The following is a 21,354-nucleotide window of genomic DNA, read 5'->3' as shown; positions in this document are numbered from 1 at the left end:
GGCGGGCTTTCTTCGTGAAGGGCGGCCGATGATACCGTTATTCCGCAGCGTTCTGGACGATTTCCACCATCTCATAGGAATAGCCTTCCAGCATCGCATAGGCGCGCTCGATCGCTTCGATCTGCGCCTCGGACTTGGTGATGGCTTCGCCGATCGTATCGGTGCGGGCGCGGAACATGCGGCCGAGAATGTCGGCTTCCGGGCGTTTGCCGATGCGGTCGAGATGGTTGCGGATGCGGCCGCGATGTCGCTCCATTTCGAGAATGTGAAAGCGAGCGCTGACGATCTGGTCGGTCAGCTTGCGACGCATGGCGGCCACGGGGTCGAAACTGCCGGGTTCGCGCTCGTCGAGAATAAGTTCATTCATCAGCGTTTCGAGAACCAGAACGCTTTCGAGATCCTTGCTGTCGGCCAGAGCAGGATCGTAACCGGTGTCGTCGTAGACCTTGCGCCTGATCGGATCGATCAGCAGTTCATAGGAATTGGTCAGCTTGCTGAAGGTCTCGACATCGCCGCCCGCATCAGGATGTGAGGTTTTGGCCTGCTTGCGATAGGCGCCCTTGATCGCAGCGCCATCGGCGTCACGCGTCACGCCAAGAATGTCGTAAGGGTCGATCATCAGTTCACATCTCTTGGTCGCGACGTCTCAAAGTCCTAATATTAATCTGTGGGTTGCCCCCCGGCGAAACCGCTCGCCTATCCGTCAAGCAGGCAGGCTGGGCGATTCTGTGGCGCAATGCGCACAAACCACGGCTGTGGTAGCCAAAGAACGTTAAAAAAAAGCCCCGTGCCCGCGCGGGGCTTCCGCCTCGTCCGTGAAACAAGCACTTCCCACCGTTTCAAAGGTAAAAGTACTGAATAAATTGTATGCAGATACAACCTGCTGACGTGTATTTCTCTCGATATACATCCGAATTAGCTGTTCCGCAGCCGGGGTTCCGATTCCGGATCGCTTGTAACCGCCACCGCCGTTCGTCCAGACTGTTGGCCGTTGCCGCCCTGAACGCAAAGGTGCTGGCGAGATAACAGCCGCCGCTCGTAACCCCACCCGGTGTTCGCACGCTGGATACCGCGACATATGTTCCTTTCGCCAGTTTCTGGGTTGACGCCAGTCGCCATCCGGCCTATTTGGGAACGATCATTTCCAAATAGGGGCGTTCGTCATGCCTGGGTCAATTTCGACTGTCGCGTTGCCAAGCGCGGCCACACGGCCGGCCGGACGTCCGCGTGCCTTCGATATGGATGAAGCGCTCGACAAGGCGATCGTCGTCTTCACCGAGCGCGGCTACCACGGCACTTCGATCGGCGATCTCAGCGCCGCCCTGGGGGTCACCGCCGGCAGCCTGTACAAGGCTTTTACGGACAAGAAGGCCATCTTTCTTGCCGCTTTCGATCGCTACAAGACGGTGCGCAACGCAGCGCGGGACGAGGCGATTGCACCGGGCAAAACGGGTCGCGAGCGTATTCGCCTGCTGCTCGAATATCAGGCGGCCTACGCCCATGGCCAAATGGGTCGACGCGGTTGCCTTGTCGTCGGCGCCGCTGTCGAACTTGCTCTCTTCGATGCCGAAACCGACGCTCGCGTCTCGCAGTCGCAGGCCGGCTTTCAGGACCTGCTCGAGCGCCTGGTCCGCGAGGGCCACGCGGATGGCTCCATCGGCGGGCATGTCGATCCGTCCGTGACAGCCCATCTCCTTTACGTCGTCCTCCAGGGTCTTCGTGTGGTGGGAAAGAGCGGACAGGACTGCGCTCACGCCATGGCCGCCGCTGAGACTGCCCTCAAGATTCTCGATTAACACCACTTTCATGACCTCCCGGAGTTCCCATGACCCTCCAAGCTGCCGAAGAAGACACCGCATTTGCAGCGACAGATGCACAACAGCAGACCTCCGGCATTTCCACGGCCATGACCTTCCTGATGGCCGCTGCCGCCGGCCTCATCTGTGCCAACATCTATTATGCCCAGCCGCTGGCGGGGCCGATCGCCGCTTCCATTGGCCTGCCCACGGAGGCAACCGGCCTGATCGTCACGCTTACCCAGATAGGCTATGGTCTCGGCTTGCTTTTCATCGTGCCGCTCGGTGATCTCGTTGAAAACCGTCGGCTGATCGTCACGATGCTGGCCATCGTCACATTGGCGCTGCTGGCGGCTGCCGTGTCCGCAACGCCGGCTCCCTTCCTCGCCGCCTCGCTGATGATCGGCCTCGGTTCCGTTGCCGTGCAAATGATCGTACCCTTTGCCGCAAGCCTTGCGCCCGAGGAAAGCCGCGGTCGCGTCGTCGGCAATGTCGTCAGCGGACTGATGCTCGGCATCATGCTTGCAAGGCCGGTCTCCAGCTTCATTGCCGAGTTTTCCTCGTGGCACACCGTGTTTTATCTCTCCGCCGCGGTTATGGTGGTTCTCGGCCTTGTGCTTGCTGCAAAACTGCCGAAACGCCGCCCGCAAACCCGTCTGAGCTACTTGTCCCTGCTCGGGTCCATGGGGTCGCTGGTCCTGACCCAGCCGGTTCTGCGTCGCCGCGCGGCCTACCAGTTCTTCCAATTCGCCAGTTTCAGCCTGTTCTGGACAGTGACGCCGCTTCTGCTGGCCGGACCTGCCTTCGGTATCAGCCAGGCCGGTATCGCGCTCTTCGCATTGGCCGGGGTGGCGGGAGCGATCGCATCGCCGATTGCGGGCCGTCTCGCCGATCGCAACCTTGGGCGCCCGGCCACCGCGCTTGGGATCGCGGCGCTGGTTGTCGGCTATCTCATCACACATGTCGCGCCGGAAGGATCCGTACTGGCACTCGGCCTGCTCACGCTTGCCGCAATCCTTATCGATTTCGGCGTATCGACGACGCTGGTCATCAGCCAGCGCGCGATCTATAGCCTAGATGCCAGCCTGCGTAGCCGTCTCAACGGCCTGTTCATGGCCTCGTTTTTCGTCGGTGGCGCAATGGGTTCCGCGATAGGTGCATGGGCCTATGCGACAGGCGGTTGGTCGGTGGCCTCCGCGATCGGCATTGCCTTGCCGACCGCAGCCTTCCTGTATTTCCTCACGGAAAGATCGAAAATCGCCTGATGCCGTTCACGCGGCCGCTGCAACCCCCGGCGGCTGCGCTCCGTTCGGCTTGGGAAAAGCCAAGGCAATCGCCACGGCCGCCAGCCCCATCAGCGAAGAGCCGATGAACATCCATTCGTAACCGGCAAAATGATCGAAAGCCCAGCCGCCGGCGACCGGTCCGAGCGCCATGCCGGCGGAAGACAGAAGCGTGATGCCGCCAAGCACGGTTCCCATCAGATGCGGCGGAAAATAGTCATGCGCCAGAACCGCATAGAGCGGCATGACCCCGCCATAGGCCGCGCCAAAAATGATCGCCAAGGCGTAAAAGCCGGGAAGCGAGCTCGCCTGCGTATAGGCTGAAATCACCAATGCCTGCACCAGAAGCCCGCCGATCAAAACCGGCTTGGCGCCGAATCGATCACCGAGAAGCCCGAGCAGGACACGCCCGCCAAGCCCCGCCGCGCCTTCGACGCTGTAAATGCTGACGGCCGCCATCGGCGCGATGCCGCAGGTCATGGCATAGCTGACCATGTGAAAGATCGGCCCGGAATGGGCGGCGCAGCAGGCGAAATAGGTGCAACCCAGAACCAGAAATTTCGGTGATCGGATGATGGCACCGAGCGACCAGTCCTCACCGCCTTGTGCCGTATCCGCCGTCGCCGCCGTCTGCTCGGCCGTGCCTTTCGGCGCCGGTCGCATCAACAAGGCAAGGGGCGGCAGGATGATCCAGCAGCCGATGCCGATCGCCAGCATGGCCGGGCGCCAGTCACCATAATAGGTAACGAGAAAGCGCGCGAGCGGCGAAATCGTCATCGGGGCGATGCCGATGCCGGCGGATACCAGCGACACGGCGATGCTGCGATGTTTGTCGAACCACGCCATGGTGAGCGCGATCATCGGTGCGAAAAACGCGCTCGTCGCCAATCCCAGCATACCGCCATAGACCAGCTGAAAGGCCGGAAGACTGGTTGCCGCGGATCCTAGAACGAGCGCAAGACCCAAAAGCACGCTGCCGATCAGAGTGACGATGCGTGCGCCGAACCGGTCGCTGGCCATGCCCCACATGAAACCGCCGATCCCCATCACGATGAAGTTAAGCGTCATCGCCAGCGAGACGCCGGCATGTGACCAACCGGTCGTGGAGACGATCGGTTCGAGGAACACGGCGAGCGAGAACATGGCGCCAGCCGCCACACAGCCCATGGTGCCGCCGACCGCCACGATCACCCATTGATAGGATGTTGCCATGCAGACCTCCCGCAGCACCATAGCGTCACGCTACTCCACGTTGTCCCTTTTCACAAGGACGCGCGACGGCGAGGTGGGCAGCCCGGAACTCACACGTTTCCCAGATGAAAGTTGGCCGGAGAGGACCTCGATCATGTTCGAGGTCGAAGCCGCTTTCTTTGGGCATCATCCTTGCCTCGTTCTCCAACCGAATGAGGTTTTCCATGAAGCCGATCGCATTTTTTCTTGCCTCTCTTGCCCTTTCTTTGGGTTCTTCCGCCACAGCCCTGCACGCCGCTGAACCGGTCGGCGTCCAGAAGATCAGCGTGGTGACACAGGATTATCCGCGGCCGCTGGCGGTCACGGTCTGGTATCCGTCAAGCGGTGATGGCCAGCCGGCTGCCCCCGGGAGCGACAAGGTTTTTCAGCCATCGTCCGCCAATACGGGTGCAACCGTCAGAGAAGGGCGGTTTCCTTTGATCCTGATGTCCCACGGTTCCGGTTCTCGTGCCGAGGGCATGGCCTGGATCGGCGTCGAACTGGCCAAAGCCGGCTACATCGTCGCTGCGCCAAACCATCCCGGCACGACCAGCGGCGATTCAACCCCTGCTGCCACGCCGAAAATCTGGGAGCGGGCGCAGGACATGTCGGTCCTCATCACGGCCCTTTCCACCAATAAGCGTTGGCAGTCCTCCATCGATCAAAACCGTGTCGGTATTCTCGGATTTTCCCTTGGTGGCAGCACGGCGCTGGAACTGGCCGGTGCCCGCCCCGATCTCGATGGCTTCATCCGCTATTGTGACGAACATCCGCCGGGCGCGCTGGATTGCAGCTGGTTCCGTGGTGGTCGCGGTTATGCCGACGGCGCCTTCGTCAAGGTCGAGCCTTTTGACATGCGAGAGATCGACCGTAAGCTTTTCGAACAATCCAACCATGATCCCCGCATTACCGCCGTGGTCGCGGTCGATCCAGGGCTTGGCACGCTGATGAAGCCTGAAAGCGTTGCCAAGGTAGAGGTGCCGGTCACGGTCATCAATCTGGGCAGCAAGGGCAAGGTGCCGCTGGCGGTCGAGGCGGAACAATTGTCAAAGGATTTGCCTCGCGCGACGTTCCATCGTGTGGAGAATTCCGATCACTACAGTTTTCTGCCGGTCTGCCAGCCAGGCGCTGCAGCATTCTTGAGATCTTTGGGGGAAGACGATCCGATCTGCGAGGAAACCGCGCGTCCGCGCGGCAAAATCCATGAAGAACTGAGCCGGCTCATTGTCGCCGCTTTCGAACATGACCTGAAGCGGGGCAACTGAGATGCCGACGGGAGGCGAAAGCCTCCCGTCATGCTAACCGATGCGCTTGTAGAACAATGTCGTGCTGCAATACCCGCCTTGCGGCCACAATGCGTAATCCGGGATGACGCCCACGCGTTCCCAGCCGAAACGCGGATAGATCCCCTCCGCCTCGCTGCCGGTCGCGGTGTCCAGCACCAGCAGCGTCCGACCCTGCTGCGCGGCTTCATCTTCCACTGCCGCCATCAGCTTGCGCGAAAGGCCAAGACCGCGTGCGCAGCGATGCACCAGAAGCTTCATGATGTCGGCGCGATGCGGCTGATTGGGCTTTGAAGCCAAGCCGACCTGCACCGTGCCCACCACCCGCCCGTCGAGCTCGGCCACCGCAAGAATGATGTCCCCGGCTTCAACCGCCCGGACCGTGTCTTCCCAGTACGGGACGGCATCATCAGGCGTGAAGGGCAGCATGAAGCCGACGGACGCGCCGCCATTGATGCAGTCGGACAAAACCTCGCAGAGATCGGGTATGGCAGCGCAGGCGGCCTCGGCATCAAGAATGCGGATCACGGTCACTTTCAAATCCTTGGGCAAAGATGGGGGAAGGGCGGCTGCCCTTTTATGATCTCGGCTGATCGGGCGATCAAGGGGACAAAGAACGTATTGGCCGCGGTGGAAAATCGATGCTGCGATGCCGCTTCCCGGATAGCGTTCCGTCACGGGCACGGGCTAATCTGACTTCACCGCAAGATGGCCGCGCCGTCCGGCTCAACAGAAGTGCGGAGCGCATGGGGGTCGCTGTCGCGGTCGACCGTCAATGCGGCTGTGGCTTTTCGCCTGCCTTCGAGGATGAATATGACCGGAACGCCTGCCCTTGCCGCTTCACCCGTATCGATCGCCAGCATCGTCCTGTCGATGACGATTGCCGCCATTGGCAGTGGTATCATGGCCACCTATGTGCCCTTTGTGCTGACCAGTCAGGGCGAAACCTGGGCAGCGAGACTGGCGGTGCCGGCGCTCGCTTTCGGCGGCCTGCTCGGCTGTGTGCTGGCAGGCCCGCTTATTCGCCGCGTCGGGCATGCGCGTCTGTTCGCCTGCTCCATGGCCATTGTCATCATCGGCGCCGTGCTGGTGGCGGCGGGCTTGCCGGCCGCATGGTGGGTCCTTGCGCGCGCGCTTTACGGTGCGGCTTCCAACGTCAATTTCATCATTGCCCAGAGCTGGCTCAATCACGCTTCGTCAAATGCGTGGCGCGGCCGGGCCATGTCCTTCTTCTACATGTGCTACATTCTCGGGCTGGGGTTCGGCGCGTGGCTGTTCGGGCAGGTACCGGCTGAAGGCAATCTGGCACCGCTCATCGTCGTGTTCGTCACCGCGCTCGCCATCATTCCGATCGGCCTGACGCGTCTGCCCACGCCGCCGCCACCGGCCAGCGTCAGCGTCGATGTCAAGATGGCGTGGCGTATCTCGCCGGTCGGCCTTGTTGGCGTCCTCGCCTCCGGCGGTCTGTCCATGGTGGTGCAGGGTTTCACGCCGATCTATGCGACCCTCAACGGCGTCACGCAAGGCGAGGTGGCGCTACTCATGCTGGTCATGCAGACAGGACTGCTGTTCATCCAGTATCCGCTCGGCCTCGTATCCGACCGTATCGACCGCCGCGTCATCCTTTTACTGACCTGCGGGTTGATCATTGTCTCGGGTGTTGCGGCGCTGATGGTTTCCTTCGACACATTCGTCCTGCTGATGGTCGTCTTTCTCATCTTCGGCGGCGCGGTGGAAACCGTCTATTCGGTCGCCAACGCGCATGCCAACGATCGTGCCGACCCCGGCGATTTCGTGCCGCTGTCCTCGACGCTTCTCGTTGCCTGGTCGACGGCGGCCACCATCGTGCCGCTCGGCATCACCTTCCTTGCCCCCGTTCTCGGCCAGCAGACCTTCATTTATGCCATCATCCTCGTCGCCTCGGCCTATGGAGCTTACGTCATCTGGCGCCTCAAGGAGCGCGATCCGGTGCCGCCGGACGAGCGCGAAAATTTCGGCATGAAAACCGCGCAGATGCCGAATGCCTCGATCATCACCGATCCGGAAGGCGGCATCACGCCGGAGACCAAGCTTTACTAGTGCCAAAAGCGACCGACATACTCAACGAAAGGTTATCTTCCCCCTTTGCGAGCACGAAGCCCGCTGATATATGCGCGAACCATGAGCACCAATTCTCCGCGCACGCCGCTTGACCATATCCGCAACTTCTCGATCGTGGCGCATATCGACCACGGCAAGTCGACACTGGCCGACCGTCTGATCCAGACGACCGGCGGCCTTGCCGAACGCGACATGTCCGAGCAGGTCCTTGATTCGATGGATATCGAGCGCGAGCGCGGCATCACCATCAAGGCCCAGACCGTCCGCCTGCATTACAAGGCGAATGACGGCGAGACCTATGTGCTCAACCTCATCGACACGCCCGGCCATGTCGACTTCGCCTATGAAGTGTCGCGTTCGCTCAGCGCCTGCGAAGGCTCGCTGCTCGTCGTCGATGCAAGTCAGGGTGTGGAAGCCCAGACGCTTGCCAATGTCTATCAGGCGATCGACAACAATCACGAACTGGTGACGGTCCTCAACAAGATCGACCTGCCGGCGGCCGAACCCGATCGCATCAAGGAACAGATCGAGGAAGTCATCGGCATCGATGCGTCCCAGGCCGTGCTGATCTCGGCCAAGACCGGACTTGGTATTCCCGATGTTCTCGAAGCCATCGTCACGCAATTGCCGCCGCCGAAAAGCGAAGTAGGGGACAAGGGCCCGCTCAAGGCACTGCTGGTCGACAGCTGGTACGATACCTATCTCGGCGTCATGGTTCTGGTACGCGTCATCGATGGCGTCCTGTCCAAGGGCATGACCATCCGCATGATGGGCACGGACGCGAAATACCAGGTCGAGCGCGTCGGCGTGCTCACGCCAAAAATGCTGGCGGTCGATAGCCTTGGTCCGGGCGAAATCGGTTTCATCACCGGTTCGATCAAGGAAGTAGCCGATACCCGCGTCGGCGACACCATTACCGAAGACAAGAAGCCCACGGCAAAGGCGTTGCCGGGCTTCAAGCCGGCTCAGCCCGTCGTGTTCTGCGGTCTCTTCCCCGTCGATGCCGCCGATTTCGAGGACCTGCGCGCCGCCATGGGCAAGCTGCGCCTGAACGACGCGTCCTTTTCCTTCGAGATGGAATCGTCCGCCGCGCTCGGCTTCGGTTTCCGCTGCGGGTTTCTCGGCCTTCTGCATCTGGAAATCATCCAGGAGCGCCTGGAGCGCGAATTCGATCTCGATCTTATCGCAACCGCCCCTTCGGTCGTCTATCAGTTAACCATGACCGATGGATCGGAGCGCGAGCTGCACAACCCGGCCGACATGCCGGACGTGGTGAAAATCGCCGAAATTCGCGAACCGTGGATCAAGGCGACCATCCTGACGCCGGACGACTATCTCGGCGGTATCCTGAAGCTTTGCCAGGATCGTCGCGGTATCCAGACGGAACTGACCTATGTCGGCAAGCGCGCCATGCTGACCTATGAGCTGCCGCTCAACGAAGTCGTGTTCGATTTCTACGATCGCCTGAAGTCGATTTCCAAGGGTTACGCCTCGTTCGACTATCATCTCGACGCCTATCGCGAGGGCAACCTCGTGAAGATGTCGATCATGGTCAATGGCGAACCCGTCGATGCGCTGTCCATGCTGGTGCACCGCACGGCAGCCGAAAAGCGCGGTCGCGACATGTGCGAGAAGCTCAAGGATCTGATCCCTCGGCACATGTTCAAGATCCCGATCCAGGCAGCGATCGGCGGCAACGTCATCGCCCGCGAGACGATCTCGGCCATGCGCAAGGACGTGACGGCCAAATGTTACGGTGGCGACGCCACGCGTAAGCGCAAACTGCTCGACAAGCAGAAGGAAGGCAAGAAGCGCATGCGACAGTTCGGCAAGGTGGACATTCCGCAGGAAGCGTTCATCGCCGCACTGAAGATGAAAGACGATTGATCCAAGTAAGGCGGGCCTCGGAGCCCGCCTTTTTCGTCACCGCGCCCGTCTGCGCTCCGTCATCACCACCTGATAGTTCGACAGAACGATGATGGCAGCGCCTAAGAAGACAAACAGGTCGATTGCTTCCGCATAGGCGTAATACCCGACGATCGCCGCCAGCGGCACGCGCAGAAAGTCGACCGGCATGACGATTGAGGCCTCCAGCCGTTTCAGCGCCTGTGCCAGACAATAATGCGCGGTCAGTCCGCCAATGCCCGATACGAACATCCATGGCACGGAGACCATCTGCACCGGTTGCCAGTCGGTCAGTGCCGTGACAAAGCCGAGCGGCAGCTGGATCAGGATCATCCAGACGACGATGACGCCCGGCGAGCAGTGTCGCGTCAGTTCCTTCACCACGATCAGCGCGATGGCAAAACCCGCAGCAGCGATCAGCACAAGTCCGGCGGCGGGATGGATCAGACCCAGACCCGGCCGCACGATGACCAGCACCCCGATAAAGCCGCCGATCGTTGCAATGATACGCGGCGTGGTCAGCTTTTCCTTCAGAAAGATCCAGGCAAAGAAGGCGGCCCAGATCGGCATGGTGAATTCCAGCGCGAAGACCGAGGCAAGCGGCAGGAAAACGATGCCGACCGTCCAGAGATATTGCGCGGTGAAATGCACGACATTGCGCAACAGATGCAGTTTCACCATCGTCATCTGCCGCACCTGCGGAAACAGGTTTCGCGCCACCACGAGGATGACCAAGAGGCCGACCAGCGCGCGAAAAAACATCACCTGCTGGATCGACATCGTTTGCGCCATTTCGCGCGAGCCGATCGACATGCCAATAAAGGATGCCATGCTGCCGGCCATCCATAACAGGCCCTGGCCGAATTCAGCGCGTCCTCCACCGGTCGCGGTGAGTCTGTTGTCTGCCGTCATTTCTGAGACCTCCATCCCTTTGCATCAGCTATGGGCCTTTGATCGGTGCCATGTCTACCGGCATTCAGCGCTGGCGAGGCCTGATTGGGGGAAGACCTGTCTATCCGGGCTGGGTTTCTTTGGACGGGACTATCTGTCGTGAAGAGAGATAAGGGCGGCAACCGGAGCGCGCTTTGCGGCCAACGCTCCACCCTAAGCATAGGGAAATCTGACTATTACTTATAAGAATAATGATTTCAATTGTTTACGCTACCTTTAGAGGCGGTGGTGTAATTTGCCGGCAGTTCAACAGCTCAGTGTATTCGCAGATGCCGCAGCCCGTCGCAGATTATCTGAACCTTTCGACTGAGGTTCGGGCCCTCAATCAGCTTTTCGCCACGGTAAAATATGACGTCCATGGCAAGATAACTGCGGCCAATCCGCATTTCCTGCGCATGCTGGGCTACGATCTCATCGAATTGCTGGGCAGTACCGATTCCGTCTTTCTGTCGAAGTCCGGCGACCGCAGGCGCCAGAAGGATCTGTGGGACAGGCTGCGCTCCGGCGAACAACACGAGACCATCTCGTTGTGGATTGCCAAGCTCGGGGCGGAGCTGTGGCTGCAGTCGCGCTATGTCCCGATCCTGTCGGAAGACGGGACGGTTAAGGAAATCCTGCAGATCGTCACCGACGTGACCCGCGAAAAGGCGCGCGAGGCCGATGAGCGCGGCCAGATTGCCGCCATCAATGCCAATCAGGCGGTCGTCCACTTCTCGCTCGACGGCACGGTGCTCGATGCCAATGCGCGCTTCCTCGATGTTACCGGCTATACGCTGAACGAAATCCTGGGGCATCACCACTCGATGTTCGTGCATGAGCCGGACACGGTCGAATACCGGGAATTCTGGCGTTCGCTGGCGCGAGGGGACCACAAGAGTGGCGAATTCCGCCGTCGCCGCAAGGATGGCGAGGATGTGTGGCTACAGGCCGTCTACAGCCCGATCTTCGATCCTGCCGGGCGTCCGATGAAAATCGTGAAATACGCCACCGATGTGACCAGCCAGAAGCTGCGCCAGGCCGATTACGAATGGCAGATCAACGCCATCCACAAGTCGAACAGCGTCATTACTTTCGACATGCACGGCACGATTCTCGATGCCAACGAACAGTTCCTTGAGGCCGTCGGCTATTCGCTTGACGAGATTCTGGGCCGTCATCACAAGATGTTCGTCGAGCGGTCGCACGCGCATGGCACGCAATATGCCGCCTTCTGGAACGACCTGCGCAAGGGTCGGCATCGTTCCGGTCTGTTCAAGCGGTTTGCCAAGGATGGTTCGGAAATCTGGCTTCAGGCCACCTACAACCCGATCTTCGATGCCAATGGCAAACCGGTCAAGGTGGTCAAATATGCTTCCGTCGTCACCGACGAGCGCCTCGTGCAGGCCGAGCACGAAGGCCAGATCGCCGCTATTCACAACGCCCAATGCGTCGTGTCCTTCAATCTTGACGGCTCCATCATCGAGGCCAACGAAAATTTCCTCGCCGCGACCGGCTACAAGTTCGTCGACGTGCGCGGGCGTCATCATAGCATGTTCGTTGAGCCGGAAGAGGCCGAAAGCGAGGAATACCGGACTTTCTGGGAGGATCTTGCCAAAGGCCATTTCCGTGCGGGTGAATACAAGCGCATCGGCAAGAATGGCCATGAGGTCTGGCTGCAGGCCACCTATAATCCGATCAAGGACCTCAATGGACGGCCGTTCAAGGTCGTCAAATACGCGACCGACGTGACCGAAGCGAAACTGCGCCAGGCGGATTACCAGGGTCAGATCGAGGCGATCCACAAGTCGCAAGGCGTCGCAGTCTTCGATCTCGATGGCACCGTCATCGATCTCAACCCGAATTTCCTGTCCATGCTCGGCTATCAGCTCGATGAGATCAAGGGCCGCCACCATTCGGTCCTCATCGCCCGCGACGAAGCCGCAAGCCTTGATTATGTCGGCTTCTGGGACAAGCTGCGCTCGGGAAGCTATCATTCCGGCATGTACAAGCGCGTGGGCAAGGACGGTCGGGAAATCTGGATCCAGGCGAGCTACAACCCGATCTTCGATCTGAACGGCAAGCCGACCAAGGTCATCAAATACGCTACCGATGTCAGTTCGAACGTGGAACTGGCGGCGGCGTTCGACGATGCCCGGCGCCAGGCACAGCATGATTCCGCCACGTCGCTGCCGAACCGGATCAAGCTCTCGGCCTTCATGGAAAACTGCCTCGCCGGACCCGCTGGCAGCATGGTCGTCTTCTATCTGGATCTCGACCGCTTCAAGCCGATCAACGATACCTACGGCCATCACGTGGGAGACCGGGTGCTTGGCGAAGTGGCCGACCGCATGCGACGAGCCCTGCGCGATGACCAGATCGTCGCACGCGTCGGCGGCGACGAGTTCGTGATTGCCGCACCCGGCATGCCGACCGAGGCGATCGAACGGTTCTGCGCGCATATCCACGCAATTGTCACCGAACCGATCCGCCACGAGGGTGTCGAACTGTCCGTCGGCGTATCGATCGGCGTGGCGATTTCGCCTTCCGACGGCACCACCCCGGACGAATTGCTGCGCGCTGCTGATGCTGCGCTCTACAAGTCGAAGGAAAACGGCCGCGGGCAATACAGTTTCTTTTCGACCGACATGAACTGCAAGGTCGCAGTGCAGCGCAAGATGACGGAAGGCATGCGCAACAGCCTTGCCGCTGGCGAATTCTATCTCGAATACCAGCCACGTTTTGACGCGCGGGCAAGGCATATCCGCAGCGTCGAGGCGCTGGTGCGCTGGGCGCATCCGGAACGCGGCCGTATCAGCCCGGCGGAATTCATCCCGCTGGCGGAGCAGAACGGGCTGATCGTGCCGCTCGGCGACTGGATCCTGCGCACCGCCTGCGAAACGGCCAAGCACTGGCATGGTATCGGCGTGTCCGTGAACGTGTCGCCGGTGCAGTTCCGCGACGCCAATTTCGTGCAGAAGGTGCGCGACTGCCTGGCGGAGACGGGTCTGGAACCCTCGCTGCTCGAGCTGGAAGTGACCGAAGGCATTCTGCTGGAAGACGCCGACCGCGCCATCGAATTGCTCAAGGAGCTGAAGAAGGCCGGGGTGACCCTTGCCATGGACGATTTCGGTACTGGGTATTCGTCGCTGAGCTATCTGCGCAACTATCCCTTCGACGTCATCAAGATCGATCGCAGCTTCATTTCGGACCTCGATCGCAAGGAAAGCGCGCGCCCGATCGTGCAGGCCATTCTCGGGCTGGGCCGTGCGCTTGGCATTTCCGTGACTGCCGAAGGTGTGGAAACCAACGAACAATTGGCCATTTTGACGGCCGACCAGTGCAATGAAGTGCAGGGTTTTCTTCTGGCGCGGCCGCTCAGGGCAGAGCAGGTGAGCGAGCTCTTGCAGGAAATCCCCGAACTTTCGGTCCGCAACAGGCCAAGACGACTGGCCAGCTGAGCCGCAAAGCCGCCGTACATCGACGCGCGTCAAGACAAAGGCCGCAGATACGCCTAGCGCGATGTTTTCTGACCCCGCAGGGTTCAGTGTGTGCGTTTATCCGTCATCTTGATAGGCGGTCCCCGGGTGGTCCGGGCGGGGGTTCAGGTGCAGAGCAGGGGACTGGCCTTCCGGCGCCGGCTATAGTGTTGGGTTCGGCGTCCCATGCCGGCCGTCCCTGGGCTGCCGGCTCCCCCTCAAGAAGCCCTCTTACTGAACAGCGGCGATCAACGGCTCGCCATCGTGCCAGCACCACCGCGCTGGCGGTTCAGCCAGTTATGCCATTGCTCCTCGCTGCCGTTGAAGACATTGAGGTCGATCTTGCCGGTCACGCCATGCGACAGGCCGGACCCCGAATACTGCCAGAAGGCCCATTTGCGGCCGGGATAGACGACCGATGGATGCTGGGCGACGGCACGCAGCCAGAACGGGTAGTTCTCGAACTCGCCGCGCAGGTTGTCCTTGTAGAAATCAGGGGCGGTATAAATGACCGGACGCTGGCCGTAATGGCGCTCCAGCTTGTCCATGAATACCTGCATCTTTTCGACGACGCGGGCCTTTGAAAGCCGCATCTTGCATGCAGATTCCCCGTTATATTCGACGTCGATTACCGGCGGCAGGGCGTCGGGATCGCGCGGCACGTTACGGATGAACCAGTCGGCCTGTTCGCCTGCGGTGCGGCACCAGTAGAAGAAATGGTAGGCGCCACGGCGAATGCCGGCGTCCTTGGCGCGGCGCCAGTTGGTCGCAAACATCGGGTCGAGATGGTCGCCGCCGTCGGTCGCTTTGATATAGGCAAAATTGGCGCCCTGGCTTCTCAGTTTGGGCCAGTCGATCTCGCCCTGCCAGCGGGAGACGTCGACGCCGTGAACGGCATAATGGCGGGGCTGAACCTTGCCGAAATTGATCGGCTTTGCATCACGAAACTGGCGGCTGTAGATGCGCGAGCGGGCCGCGCTGCTCATCGTGCCGGTGGACAAGGCTGCGGTTTGCGTAAGACCGGCGGGACGCGCGATCGGCAGGGGTTGCGCCGGCATGCCGACCGTAGTTTGGGCAGCGGAAAGACCGGACGGACGGGACGCCGGCATGACATCGTTCGGGACGGCGAGTGGCGCAGCGATGGGGGAAGCGCCATGGTCGCCCGGCGTCGGACCCGCCCAGGACAACGCTTGCGGGCGTGGCGCTGGGCCGGACGCCGCAGCCACCATGCCAGAGGTGCCGACACCGACGGTCGGAACAGGCGCCGGGCTCTGCTGGACCGAACTGGTGATTTCGCGCGACGGACGGGCGGGCACCAACCCCTCTGGCGTCATGCCGGACGAACAACCACCGAGGAACATCGTGGTCAACATAAATGCTGGTCTGATCGCTTTGTGCATCGGCGTCCATACGCATCACATGTCCGGAGCCATCGGCCTGCCGGAACCATTGGAAACAGTGCTAATGGAAGATTACCGGAAAAGACTGAATGCAATCTTTACAGCCTGGCGATGAGCACGCGCAAAATTCAGGTGTATTGCCAACTGTTTTAATTCGAAGTCACTTCCAAAATCGCGCAGCTGCAGCATATAGCGGCGATGGGATTTCTCCCGCAGTGCAGCACGACATCCTGTCGCGTCCGGCTGTCTGAATGTGTTTGAAAGGTTCTGCCAAGTGGCTGGTTATACAGGCAACGGCGCCGATCTCGCAGGAGCACGCTCCTCCGGCGTTTCGAGCACCGAAAATTATGGTTTTGCGCTTGTCGCTCTCACTTCGTTGTTCTTCATGTGGGGTTTCATCACATGCCTGAACGACATCCTCATTCCGCATTTGAAGAGCGTTTTCTCGCTGAATTACACGCAGTCCATGCTAATTCAGCTGTGCTTCTTCGGCGCCTATTTCATCGTCTCGCTGCCGGCCGGCGCGCTGGTCAAGCGGATCAGCTATAAATGGGGCATCGTCGTTGGTCTGGTGATCGCCGCCATCGGCTGCGCGCTGTTCATTCCTGCTGCAAGCTACCGCGTCTACGCGCTCTTCCTGGGGGCGCTGTTCGTGCTTGCCGCAGGCGTCACCGTCCTTCAGGTTGCCGCAAATCCTTACGTCACGGTTCTCGGCAAGCCTGAAACGGCGGCCAGCCGACTGACGCTGACACAGGCCTTCAACTCTCTCGGTACCACGCTCGCCCCGCTGTTCGGTGCGGTCCTCATCCTCTCGGCGGCGACCGCCGGCATGGAAAATGCCACGCCCGAGCAGGTCGAGGCTTTGCGCGTGACCGAAGCCAATGCGGTGCAGTTTCCCTATATGCTGCTCGCAGTCGCCTTCCTGGTTCTTGCCGCCATCTTCGCCGCACTGAAGCTGCCGCAGGTTCAGGAGGAAGAGCCGACCGCGATCGCCGGTCATGCTGAGGGATCGGCCTGGAGCTATCGTCACCTGGTGCTCGGCGCCGTCGGCCTGTTCGTCTATGTAGGCGCGGAAGTCTCGATCGGCAGTTTCCTTGTCAACTTCCTGGCAGAGCCGACGATTGGCAACATTCCGGAAACCGACGCCGCGCATTACGTCGCCTATTTCTGGGGCGGCGCGATGGTTGGCCGCTTCATCGGTGCAGCCGCGATGCGCTACGTCGACGATGGCAAGGCGCTTGCCTTCAATGCGGCGGCCTCGATCATTCTCCTGGTCGTCACCATCATGTCGAGCGGTGCTGTTGCCATGTGGGCGGTCCTCGCCATCGGCCTGTTCAACTCGATCATGTTCCCGACGATCTTCTCGCTGGCGCTGCACGGCCTTGGCCGTCACACGAGCCAGGGGTCCGGCATTCTGTGCCTTGCCATCGTCGGCGGTGCCATTCTGCCCCTCGTGCAGGGCGCGCTTGCCGATACGATCGGCATCCAGATGGCCTTCATCATGCCGATCGTCTGCTACGTCTACATCGCCTATTACGGTCTGAAGGGCCACAAGCCGGCCTGATGTAGCCAGTTCGATCCCAGTGAAAGGAAGGGCCGGTCGGCGCAAGCAGACCGGCCCTTTGCCTATTCAGCAGTCACCCTGGATCAGGCCCATTCGCCCTTTCGCATGACCGGCGTGATCGAGCCATCGCCCCGCACACCATCGATATCGACCTTGTCGGAACCGATCATCCAGTCGATGTGGATCAGGCTGGAATTGCCGCCCTTGGCTGCGATCTGGTCCTGGGTAAGCGAAGCGCCATCGAGGAAACATTTCGAATAGCACTGACCAAGCGCGATGTGGCAGGAGGCATTTTCGTCAAACAGCGTGTTGTAGAACAGGATGCCGCTGGCAGAGATCGGCGAGGAGTGCGGCACCAGCGCCACTTCGCCGAGACGCCGCGCGCCTTCATCCGTATCCAGAACCTTGTTGAGCACTTCTTCGCCCTTGGTCGCCTTGGCCTCGACGATGCGACCGCCCTCGAATTTGACCTGAATGCCGTCGATCAGCGTGCCCTGGTGCGAGAGCGGCTTGGTGCTCGAGACATAACCCTCGACTTTCAATGCATGCGGAGTCGTGAACACTTCCTCGGTCGGAATGTTCGGGTTGCAGGTGATGCCGTTCTTGGCAGTGGATTCGCCGCCATGCCATTCGTGGTCGTCAGCCAGCCCGATCGTCACATCCGTTCCGGGGCCAGTAAATTTCAGTGCCGAAAAACGCTGACCGTTCAGCCATGTAGAGCGCTTGCGCAGATTGGCGTTGTGATCCGCCCACGCTGCGACCGGATCGTCGAGATCGACACGCGAGGCTGCAAAGATCGCATCGGCCAGTTTCTTGATGGCTTCCTGCTCGCCGAGCTCAGGAAAGACCTGTGCTGCCCAGGCCGGATTGGGGTAGGAGATGATGTTCCAGTTGATATCGAAATTGGAGATCTTTTCGAGCGCCGGCTTGTAGGCCATCGAATTCGCCTTGTTTGCACGCGCGACCTTTGACGGGTCCTGGCCGGCCAGCATCATGGGGTTGTCGCCGGCGATCGCCAGACGCGCAGCGTTGCCGGCAAAAGCCTTGGCCATGCCCTCGTAAAGCCAGCCGGACGCCCTATCGAAGCTCGTATCCTGCGCATGGCGGTATCGGGAGAGCGTGGTATCCTCGTCGGAATAGAAGGTCGTCACCAGTCCGGCGCCGGCCATATAGGCATGGCGGGTGATCATCCTGACCAGCGGGATGGCGGCGAGCGGCGCCGTCATCACCAGATCCTGTCCTGCTTCGAGCCGCAAGCCTACCTTCACGGCCACTTCGGCCAGCTTTTCCAGTTTCTTGGGATCGACCGTGGCGATATCGGAATGGATATTCATGAAGATGCCTGCCTGTTTTCAAAACACGATGGAACAGACATAGCCCCGAAGGCACCGGATTTGAAGCTCAGTCCGCCACCAAGGCCGCGACAATCGCCTTCAGAACGCGTTGCGCATCCTTAGGCGGCAGCCGTACCTGCAGTCCACGCTGGCCGCCGTTCATATAGACCATATCCTCATCCATAGCGGCGATCTCTATCGCCGTCGGTACAAGCTTCCTCTGGCCGAAAGGGCTGATGCCGCCGACGTGATAACCGGTCAGGCGCTCGGCATCGGCGGGCTTCATCATCTGCGCCGACTTGCCACCGAAAGCGGCTGCCAGCTTCTTCATCGACACCTCCCGGTCGGAGGGAACGACCACGCAGACCGGTTTCCCATCGAGTTCGGCCATCAGCGTCTTGAGAACGCGATGCGGTGCCTCGCCGACCGCGGCCGCCGCCTGTAGCCCGATACGTTCGGCATGGGGGTCGTAATCATAGGTCACGGTCTCGAAACGGATGCCGGCTTTCGACAGCGTCTGGGTGGCGCGCGTCGTCTTCGACATCTGTCACTCGTCCCCTTTGCCGAAGCTCCTGGCGTAGACATCAGGCTTGAAACCGACAACGACCGTGCCGTCCTTTTCCAGCACCGGACGCTTGATCATCGATGGATGCTCAAGCATCAGGCCGATCGCCTTGTCCCGGTCCAGGTCTGCCTTCGCCTCGTCGGGGAGTTTGCGGAAGGTCGTGCCGGCCCGGTTGAGAAGCGTTTCCCATCCCGCCTTGTCCGTCCAAACCTCAAGATGCGCCAGATCGATGCCGGATGCCTTGTAATCGTGGAATGTGTGATCGATGCCGTTCTGGTCCAGCCAGGTACGCGCCTTTTTCATCGTGTCGCAGTTCTTGATACCGAAGATGGTAACGCTCATCTGATCTCTCCCGTGTAGAAACTCGGCTATTGGAATGCCTTCAATTTCGGCAGCGGACAAGCGCAAACACCGGCAGGTCGCATCGTTCTGCATGGCTCCCATCCGCCCTTGTGCATTGTATGCAGACGGGCTCGGGAGCATATTCTAATCAACAAAAGGAGATGCACATGTCCACGAACCTCAAGAACATGCGCGGTGGTTTCATTGGCCGTGCCATCGCTGTTTTCGGTGCTGCCACCGCCGCTTCCGCCGCCGTTGAAGGCGGTCGCAAGCCGCAGGCGCGAGACCTTGCAACGCTGGGAATCGACCCGAAGGCTTTCGACCGCGTCCAGTTCTAAACACCGATTTGATGATCGGCTGCCCCGTATCGGATAGGGGCAGTCCGGGGCTGTGAAAAGGCCAGGTTCAGACTATCAATGCGTCAGGAACTTGTAGGCCACATAGCCGACGAGCACGATACCGGCGCCGATGGCTGTGATTAGCCCCAGACGGTGTTCGATGAAGTGGCGGATGCTCTCGCCATAGCGCCGCAGCAGCCAGGCCAACAGGTAGAAGCGTGCGCCGCGGGCAATGATAGCGGAGCCGATGAACAGCCAGATGTTCACATGTGCCGCGCCAGCCAGAATGGTCACGACCTTGATCGGCGGCAGATGCGCCAGACCCGACGTCACCAGGAACAGGATGACCATTTCGAAGCTGATACCCGAGCGTAGGTCCTCGAACGTGTCGAGCTTGCCATAAAATTCCAGAATGGGTTTTGCGATCGCATCGAAGGCGTAATAGCCGATCCACCATCCGGCAATGCCACCGAGAACCGAAGCCACGGTGGCGATCAGCGCGTAGCGCCATGCGCGTTGCGGGCGCGCCAGTGCCATGGGCAGGAAAAGCACGTCTGCCGGCACCAGAAAGACCGAACTCTCCACAAAAGCAATGAGGGCAAGCCAAGCGGATGCGGCCTTGCGGGCGCTCAGCGCCATCGTCCAGTCGTACAGTCTGCGCAGCATGCAAGAGGTTTCCCGATCAGTCTTGCTGCGAGGTCTATCGGCGCCGGACCGGCTTGTAAACTTGCTGCAATGCAAAATGACCGTTCCGGTTTGATGAAAGCGAATGCCCGAGGGGTGACGGGCATTCGCAGAGGCCTTGGGCGACCGTTAGTCGCCAAGGATCTCATTGGTGAAATAGCGTGTCGCATCTGGCCGGGCTTCGAGCGTCCCGCCATTGCCGTCCTTCAGGATCTTCGCGTTGAAGAGGTAGTCGCCGATCGCCTCCATCTTGGCCGCTTCCATCGTCCCCACGACCCCATCTTGCCGTCGCAAGTAGTACCCGTCGATCAGCGCCTGTAGCGAGGCGCGGACCAGCGGGCGGTCTGTCAGCGCATCGCGGTTGGCGGCAATCAGAAGATCGGTCGCCTCGTCCGGATGGTCGACGGCAAAGGCATAGCCCCGGCGGGTTGCCTGTAGGAATGCCCGGGCCGTATCCGGATTGGCATCCAGAAAGGCGCGGTTGGAGCCGAGCAGCGCGGTATGTTCGTCCGGCACACCGTAATCGGCATATCGGAAAGCCTTCTGTTTCAAGCCTTCCAGTTCGGCCTGTACGCCCTCCCAGGTGTAGACTTCCAGCGTGAAATCAACGGAACCATTGGCCAAGGCCTGATAAGCGGAGGTGCCGAGCGTCACGGTCTGGAATTCACCTTTGCCACCATCGTGGCGGATCATTGCGCCGAGCAGCGCGTTTTCCCAGTCGCTTCCGAACCCACCATAGGTCTTGCCGTCGAGATCCTTCGGGCTTTTGATGTCGTCGCGGTCGGCCTTGAACACGACGCGACCTGTCTCGTGCTGGACGATCGCGTAAACGCCGATCAGGTCGGCGCCGGCCGAATGCTGAGTGAAAAGGCCGATCGAGCCGATGACGCCGAAATCGGCGACCCTGTTGGCCACCAGCGTACCGGCCGAGGTGTCGGTATAGGGCAAGATTTCGACCTGAAGACCCGCTTCGGCATAAAAGCCTTTGTCGCGTGCAACGAACAGGCCGATATGATTGGTGTTCGGCGTCCAGTCGAGTGCAACCTTCACTATCCGATCGGCAGCGCGGGCCGGGCGGCTCATAAGCGGCAACAGCGCCAGACCGGCAGCCGCTGCAAGGGCGC

18 protein-coding genes are annotated in these 21,354 nt (G+C 60.6%); 8 read left to right on the top strand and 10 right to left on the bottom strand.

Annotated elements, in window-relative coordinates; translation table 11 throughout:
- Positions 1-37 precede the first annotated feature (37 nt).
- Positions 38-619 carry a J domain-containing protein gene (locus ACQKKX_RS13940; protein ID WP_427571348.1) on the bottom strand — a complete coding sequence of 194 codons (582 nt, stop codon included), beginning with the start codon at positions 617-619 and terminating at the stop codon, positions 38-40.
- A gap of 544 nt (positions 620-1,163) precedes the next feature.
- Between ACQKKX_RS13940 and ACQKKX_RS13935 the strand changes: the two genes are divergently transcribed.
- Positions 1,164-1,796 (top strand): TetR/AcrR family transcriptional regulator, encoded by a 633-nt coding sequence (locus ACQKKX_RS13935; protein WP_427571347.1) that lies wholly within the window; start codon positions 1,164-1,166, stop codon positions 1,794-1,796.
- A gap of 29 nt (positions 1,797-1,825) precedes the next feature.
- A complete protein-coding gene (locus ACQKKX_RS13930) occupies positions 1,826-3,061 on the top strand; it encodes an MFS transporter (RefSeq protein WP_427571345.1) in 1,236 nt (411 codons plus the stop codon).
- Between the two features lie 6 nt (positions 3,062-3,067).
- Here the strand turns inward: ACQKKX_RS13930 and ACQKKX_RS13925 are convergent, their stop codons facing one another.
- Entirely contained in the window at positions 3,068-4,291 is a 1,224-nt protein-coding gene (locus ACQKKX_RS13925) for an MFS transporter (RefSeq protein WP_427571343.1), read from the bottom strand.
- Between the two features lie 203 nt (positions 4,292-4,494).
- On the opposite strand from ACQKKX_RS13925, the gene ACQKKX_RS13920 reads away from it, so the two are divergent.
- Positions 4,495-5,574: an alpha/beta hydrolase family protein gene (locus tag ACQKKX_RS13920; protein ID WP_427571341.1), complete on the top strand. Its 1,080-nt coding sequence runs from the start codon at positions 4,495-4,497 to the stop codon at positions 5,572-5,574.
- Between the two features lie 33 nt (positions 5,575-5,607).
- On the opposite strand, the gene ACQKKX_RS13915 is transcribed toward ACQKKX_RS13920, so the two are convergent.
- Positions 5,608-6,126: an N-acetyltransferase family protein gene (locus tag ACQKKX_RS13915; RefSeq protein ID WP_427571340.1), complete on the bottom strand. Its 519-nt coding sequence runs from the start codon at positions 6,124-6,126 to the stop codon at positions 5,608-5,610.
- A 279-nt stretch (positions 6,127-6,405) separates the two neighbouring features.
- Between ACQKKX_RS13915 and ACQKKX_RS13910 the strand changes: the two genes are divergently transcribed.
- Together ACQKKX_RS13910 and lepA are read left to right on the top strand one after the other, a co-directional pair.
- The gene (locus tag ACQKKX_RS13910) at positions 6,406-7,671 is read left to right on the top strand and encodes an MFS transporter (RefSeq protein WP_427571339.1); all 1,266 of its coding nucleotides are present in this window, start codon (positions 6,406-6,408) and stop codon (positions 7,669-7,671) included.
- Between the two features lie 81 nt (positions 7,672-7,752).
- Positions 7,753-9,579, top strand: coding sequence for a translation elongation factor 4 (gene lepA, locus ACQKKX_RS13905; protein WP_427571338.1), 1,827 nt, complete (start codon positions 7,753-7,755; stop codon positions 9,577-9,579).
- A gap of 36 nt (positions 9,580-9,615) precedes the next feature.
- On the opposite strand, the gene ACQKKX_RS13900 is transcribed toward lepA, so the two are convergent.
- Entirely contained in the window at positions 9,616-10,509 is an 894-nt protein-coding gene (locus ACQKKX_RS13900; protein WP_427571336.1) for a DMT family transporter, read from the bottom strand.
- 308 nt (positions 10,510-10,817) lie between these two features.
- Here ACQKKX_RS13900 and ACQKKX_RS13895 point away from each other — a divergent pair, with 308 nt between their 5' ends.
- Positions 10,818-13,985, top strand: coding sequence for a PAS domain S-box protein (locus ACQKKX_RS13895; RefSeq protein WP_427571335.1), 3,168 nt, complete (start codon positions 10,818-10,820; stop codon positions 13,983-13,985).
- A gap of 266 nt (positions 13,986-14,251) precedes the next feature.
- On the opposite strand, the gene ACQKKX_RS13890 is transcribed toward ACQKKX_RS13895, so the two are convergent.
- Positions 14,252-15,403, bottom strand: a complete 1,152-nt coding sequence (locus ACQKKX_RS13890; RefSeq protein ID WP_427571333.1) for a GH25 family lysozyme — start codon at positions 15,401-15,403, stop codon at positions 14,252-14,254.
- Positions 15,404-15,677: 274 nt separating this feature from the next.
- Between ACQKKX_RS13890 and ACQKKX_RS13885 the strand changes: the two genes are divergently transcribed.
- Positions 15,678-16,967 (top strand): sugar MFS transporter, encoded by a 1,290-nt coding sequence (locus ACQKKX_RS13885; RefSeq protein WP_427571332.1) that lies wholly within the window; start codon positions 15,678-15,680, stop codon positions 16,965-16,967.
- An 83-nt stretch (positions 16,968-17,050) separates the two neighbouring features.
- Here ACQKKX_RS13885 and ACQKKX_RS13880 read toward each other — a convergent pair whose 3' ends face one another.
- From ACQKKX_RS13880 to ACQKKX_RS13870, 3 genes are all read right to left on the bottom strand, one after another.
- Positions 17,051-18,301, bottom strand: a complete 1,251-nt coding sequence (locus tag ACQKKX_RS13880) for an aminopeptidase (RefSeq protein ID WP_427571331.1) — start codon at positions 18,299-18,301, stop codon at positions 17,051-17,053.
- 67 nt (positions 18,302-18,368) lie between these two features.
- Entirely contained in the window at positions 18,369-18,845 is a 477-nt protein-coding gene (gene ybaK, locus ACQKKX_RS13875; RefSeq protein ID WP_427571329.1) for a Cys-tRNA(Pro) deacylase, read from the bottom strand.
- 3 nt (positions 18,846-18,848) lie between these two features.
- A complete protein-coding gene (locus ACQKKX_RS13870) occupies positions 18,849-19,208 on the bottom strand; it encodes an ArsC family reductase (RefSeq protein ID WP_427571328.1) in 360 nt (119 codons plus the stop codon).
- A 167-nt stretch (positions 19,209-19,375) separates the two neighbouring features.
- Here ACQKKX_RS13870 and ACQKKX_RS13865 point away from each other — a divergent pair, with 167 nt between their 5' ends.
- Positions 19,376-19,546: a hypothetical protein gene (locus ACQKKX_RS13865; protein WP_209018569.1), complete on the top strand. Its 171-nt coding sequence runs from the start codon at positions 19,376-19,378 to the stop codon at positions 19,544-19,546.
- A gap of 75 nt (positions 19,547-19,621) precedes the next feature.
- Here the strand turns inward: ACQKKX_RS13865 and ACQKKX_RS13860 are convergent, their stop codons facing one another.
- Together ACQKKX_RS13860 and ACQKKX_RS13855 are read right to left on the bottom strand one after the other, a co-directional pair.
- On the bottom strand, positions 19,622-20,212 hold the full coding sequence (locus tag ACQKKX_RS13860) for a YqaA family protein (RefSeq protein ID WP_427571327.1): 591 nt from the start codon (positions 20,210-20,212) through the stop codon (positions 19,622-19,624).
- A 147-nt stretch (positions 20,213-20,359) separates the two neighbouring features.
- Positions 20,360-21,313, bottom strand: coding sequence for an ABC transporter substrate-binding protein (locus ACQKKX_RS13855; RefSeq protein ID WP_427571600.1), 954 nt, complete (start codon positions 21,311-21,313; stop codon positions 20,360-20,362).
- Positions 21,314-21,354: the final 41 nt, after the last annotated feature.

It is taken from the genome of Neorhizobium sp. NPDC001467, from assembly GCF_050275975.1.
GTDB lineage: Bacteria > Pseudomonadota > Alphaproteobacteria > Rhizobiales > Rhizobiaceae > Neorhizobium.
The sequence above is the reverse complement of the archived record's forward strand: the minus strand, read 5'-3'. Positions and strand labels throughout refer to the sequence as shown.

What these genes read in the sequence shown, in the direction of transcription:
- ACQKKX_RS13940 (WP_427571348.1), bottom strand. Translation starts at nt 619, where the DNA reads ATGATCGACCCTTACGACATTCTTGGCGTGACGCGTGACGCCGATGGC.
- ACQKKX_RS13935 (WP_427571347.1), top strand. Translation starts at nt 1,164, where the DNA reads ATGCCTGGGTCAATTTCGACTGTCGCGTTGCCAAGCGCGGCCACACGG.
- ACQKKX_RS13930 (WP_427571345.1), top strand. Translation starts at nt 1,826, where the DNA reads ATGACCCTCCAAGCTGCCGAAGAAGACACCGCATTTGCAGCGACAGAT.
- ACQKKX_RS13925 (WP_427571343.1), bottom strand. Translation starts at nt 4,291, where the DNA reads ATGGCAACATCCTATCAATGGGTGATCGTGGCGGTCGGCGGCACCATG.
- ACQKKX_RS13920 (WP_427571341.1), top strand. Translation starts at nt 4,495, where the DNA reads ATGAAGCCGATCGCATTTTTTCTTGCCTCTCTTGCCCTTTCTTTGGGT.
- ACQKKX_RS13910 (WP_427571339.1), top strand. Translation starts at nt 6,406, where the DNA reads ATGACCGGAACGCCTGCCCTTGCCGCTTCACCCGTATCGATCGCCAGC.
- lepA (WP_427571338.1), top strand. Translation starts at nt 7,753, where the DNA reads ATGAGCACCAATTCTCCGCGCACGCCGCTTGACCATATCCGCAACTTC.
- ACQKKX_RS13900 (WP_427571336.1), bottom strand. Translation starts at nt 10,509, where the DNA reads ATGACGGCAGACAACAGACTCACCGCGACCGGTGGAGGACGCGCTGAA.
- ACQKKX_RS13895 (WP_427571335.1), top strand. Translation starts at nt 10,818, where the DNA reads ATGCCGCAGCCCGTCGCAGATTATCTGAACCTTTCGACTGAGGTTCGG.
- ACQKKX_RS13890 (WP_427571333.1), bottom strand. Translation starts at nt 15,403, where the DNA reads ATGCACAAAGCGATCAGACCAGCATTTATGTTGACCACGATGTTCCTC.
- ACQKKX_RS13880 (WP_427571331.1), bottom strand. Translation starts at nt 18,301, where the DNA reads ATGAATATCCATTCCGATATCGCCACGGTCGATCCCAAGAAACTGGAA.
- ybaK (WP_427571329.1), bottom strand. Translation starts at nt 18,845, where the DNA reads ATGTCGAAGACGACGCGCGCCACCCAGACGCTGTCGAAAGCCGGCATC.
- ACQKKX_RS13870 (WP_427571328.1), bottom strand. Translation starts at nt 19,208, where the DNA reads ATGAGCGTTACCATCTTCGGTATCAAGAACTGCGACACGATGAAAAAG.
- ACQKKX_RS13865 (WP_209018569.1), top strand. Translation starts at nt 19,376, where the DNA reads ATGTCCACGAACCTCAAGAACATGCGCGGTGGTTTCATTGGCCGTGCC.
- ACQKKX_RS13860 (WP_427571327.1), bottom strand. Translation starts at nt 20,212, where the DNA reads ATGCTGCGCAGACTGTACGACTGGACGATGGCGCTGAGCGCCCGCAAG.
- ACQKKX_RS13855 (WP_427571600.1), bottom strand. Translation starts at nt 21,313, where the DNA reads ATGAGCCGCCCGGCCCGCGCTGCCGATCGGATAGTGAAGGTTGCACTC.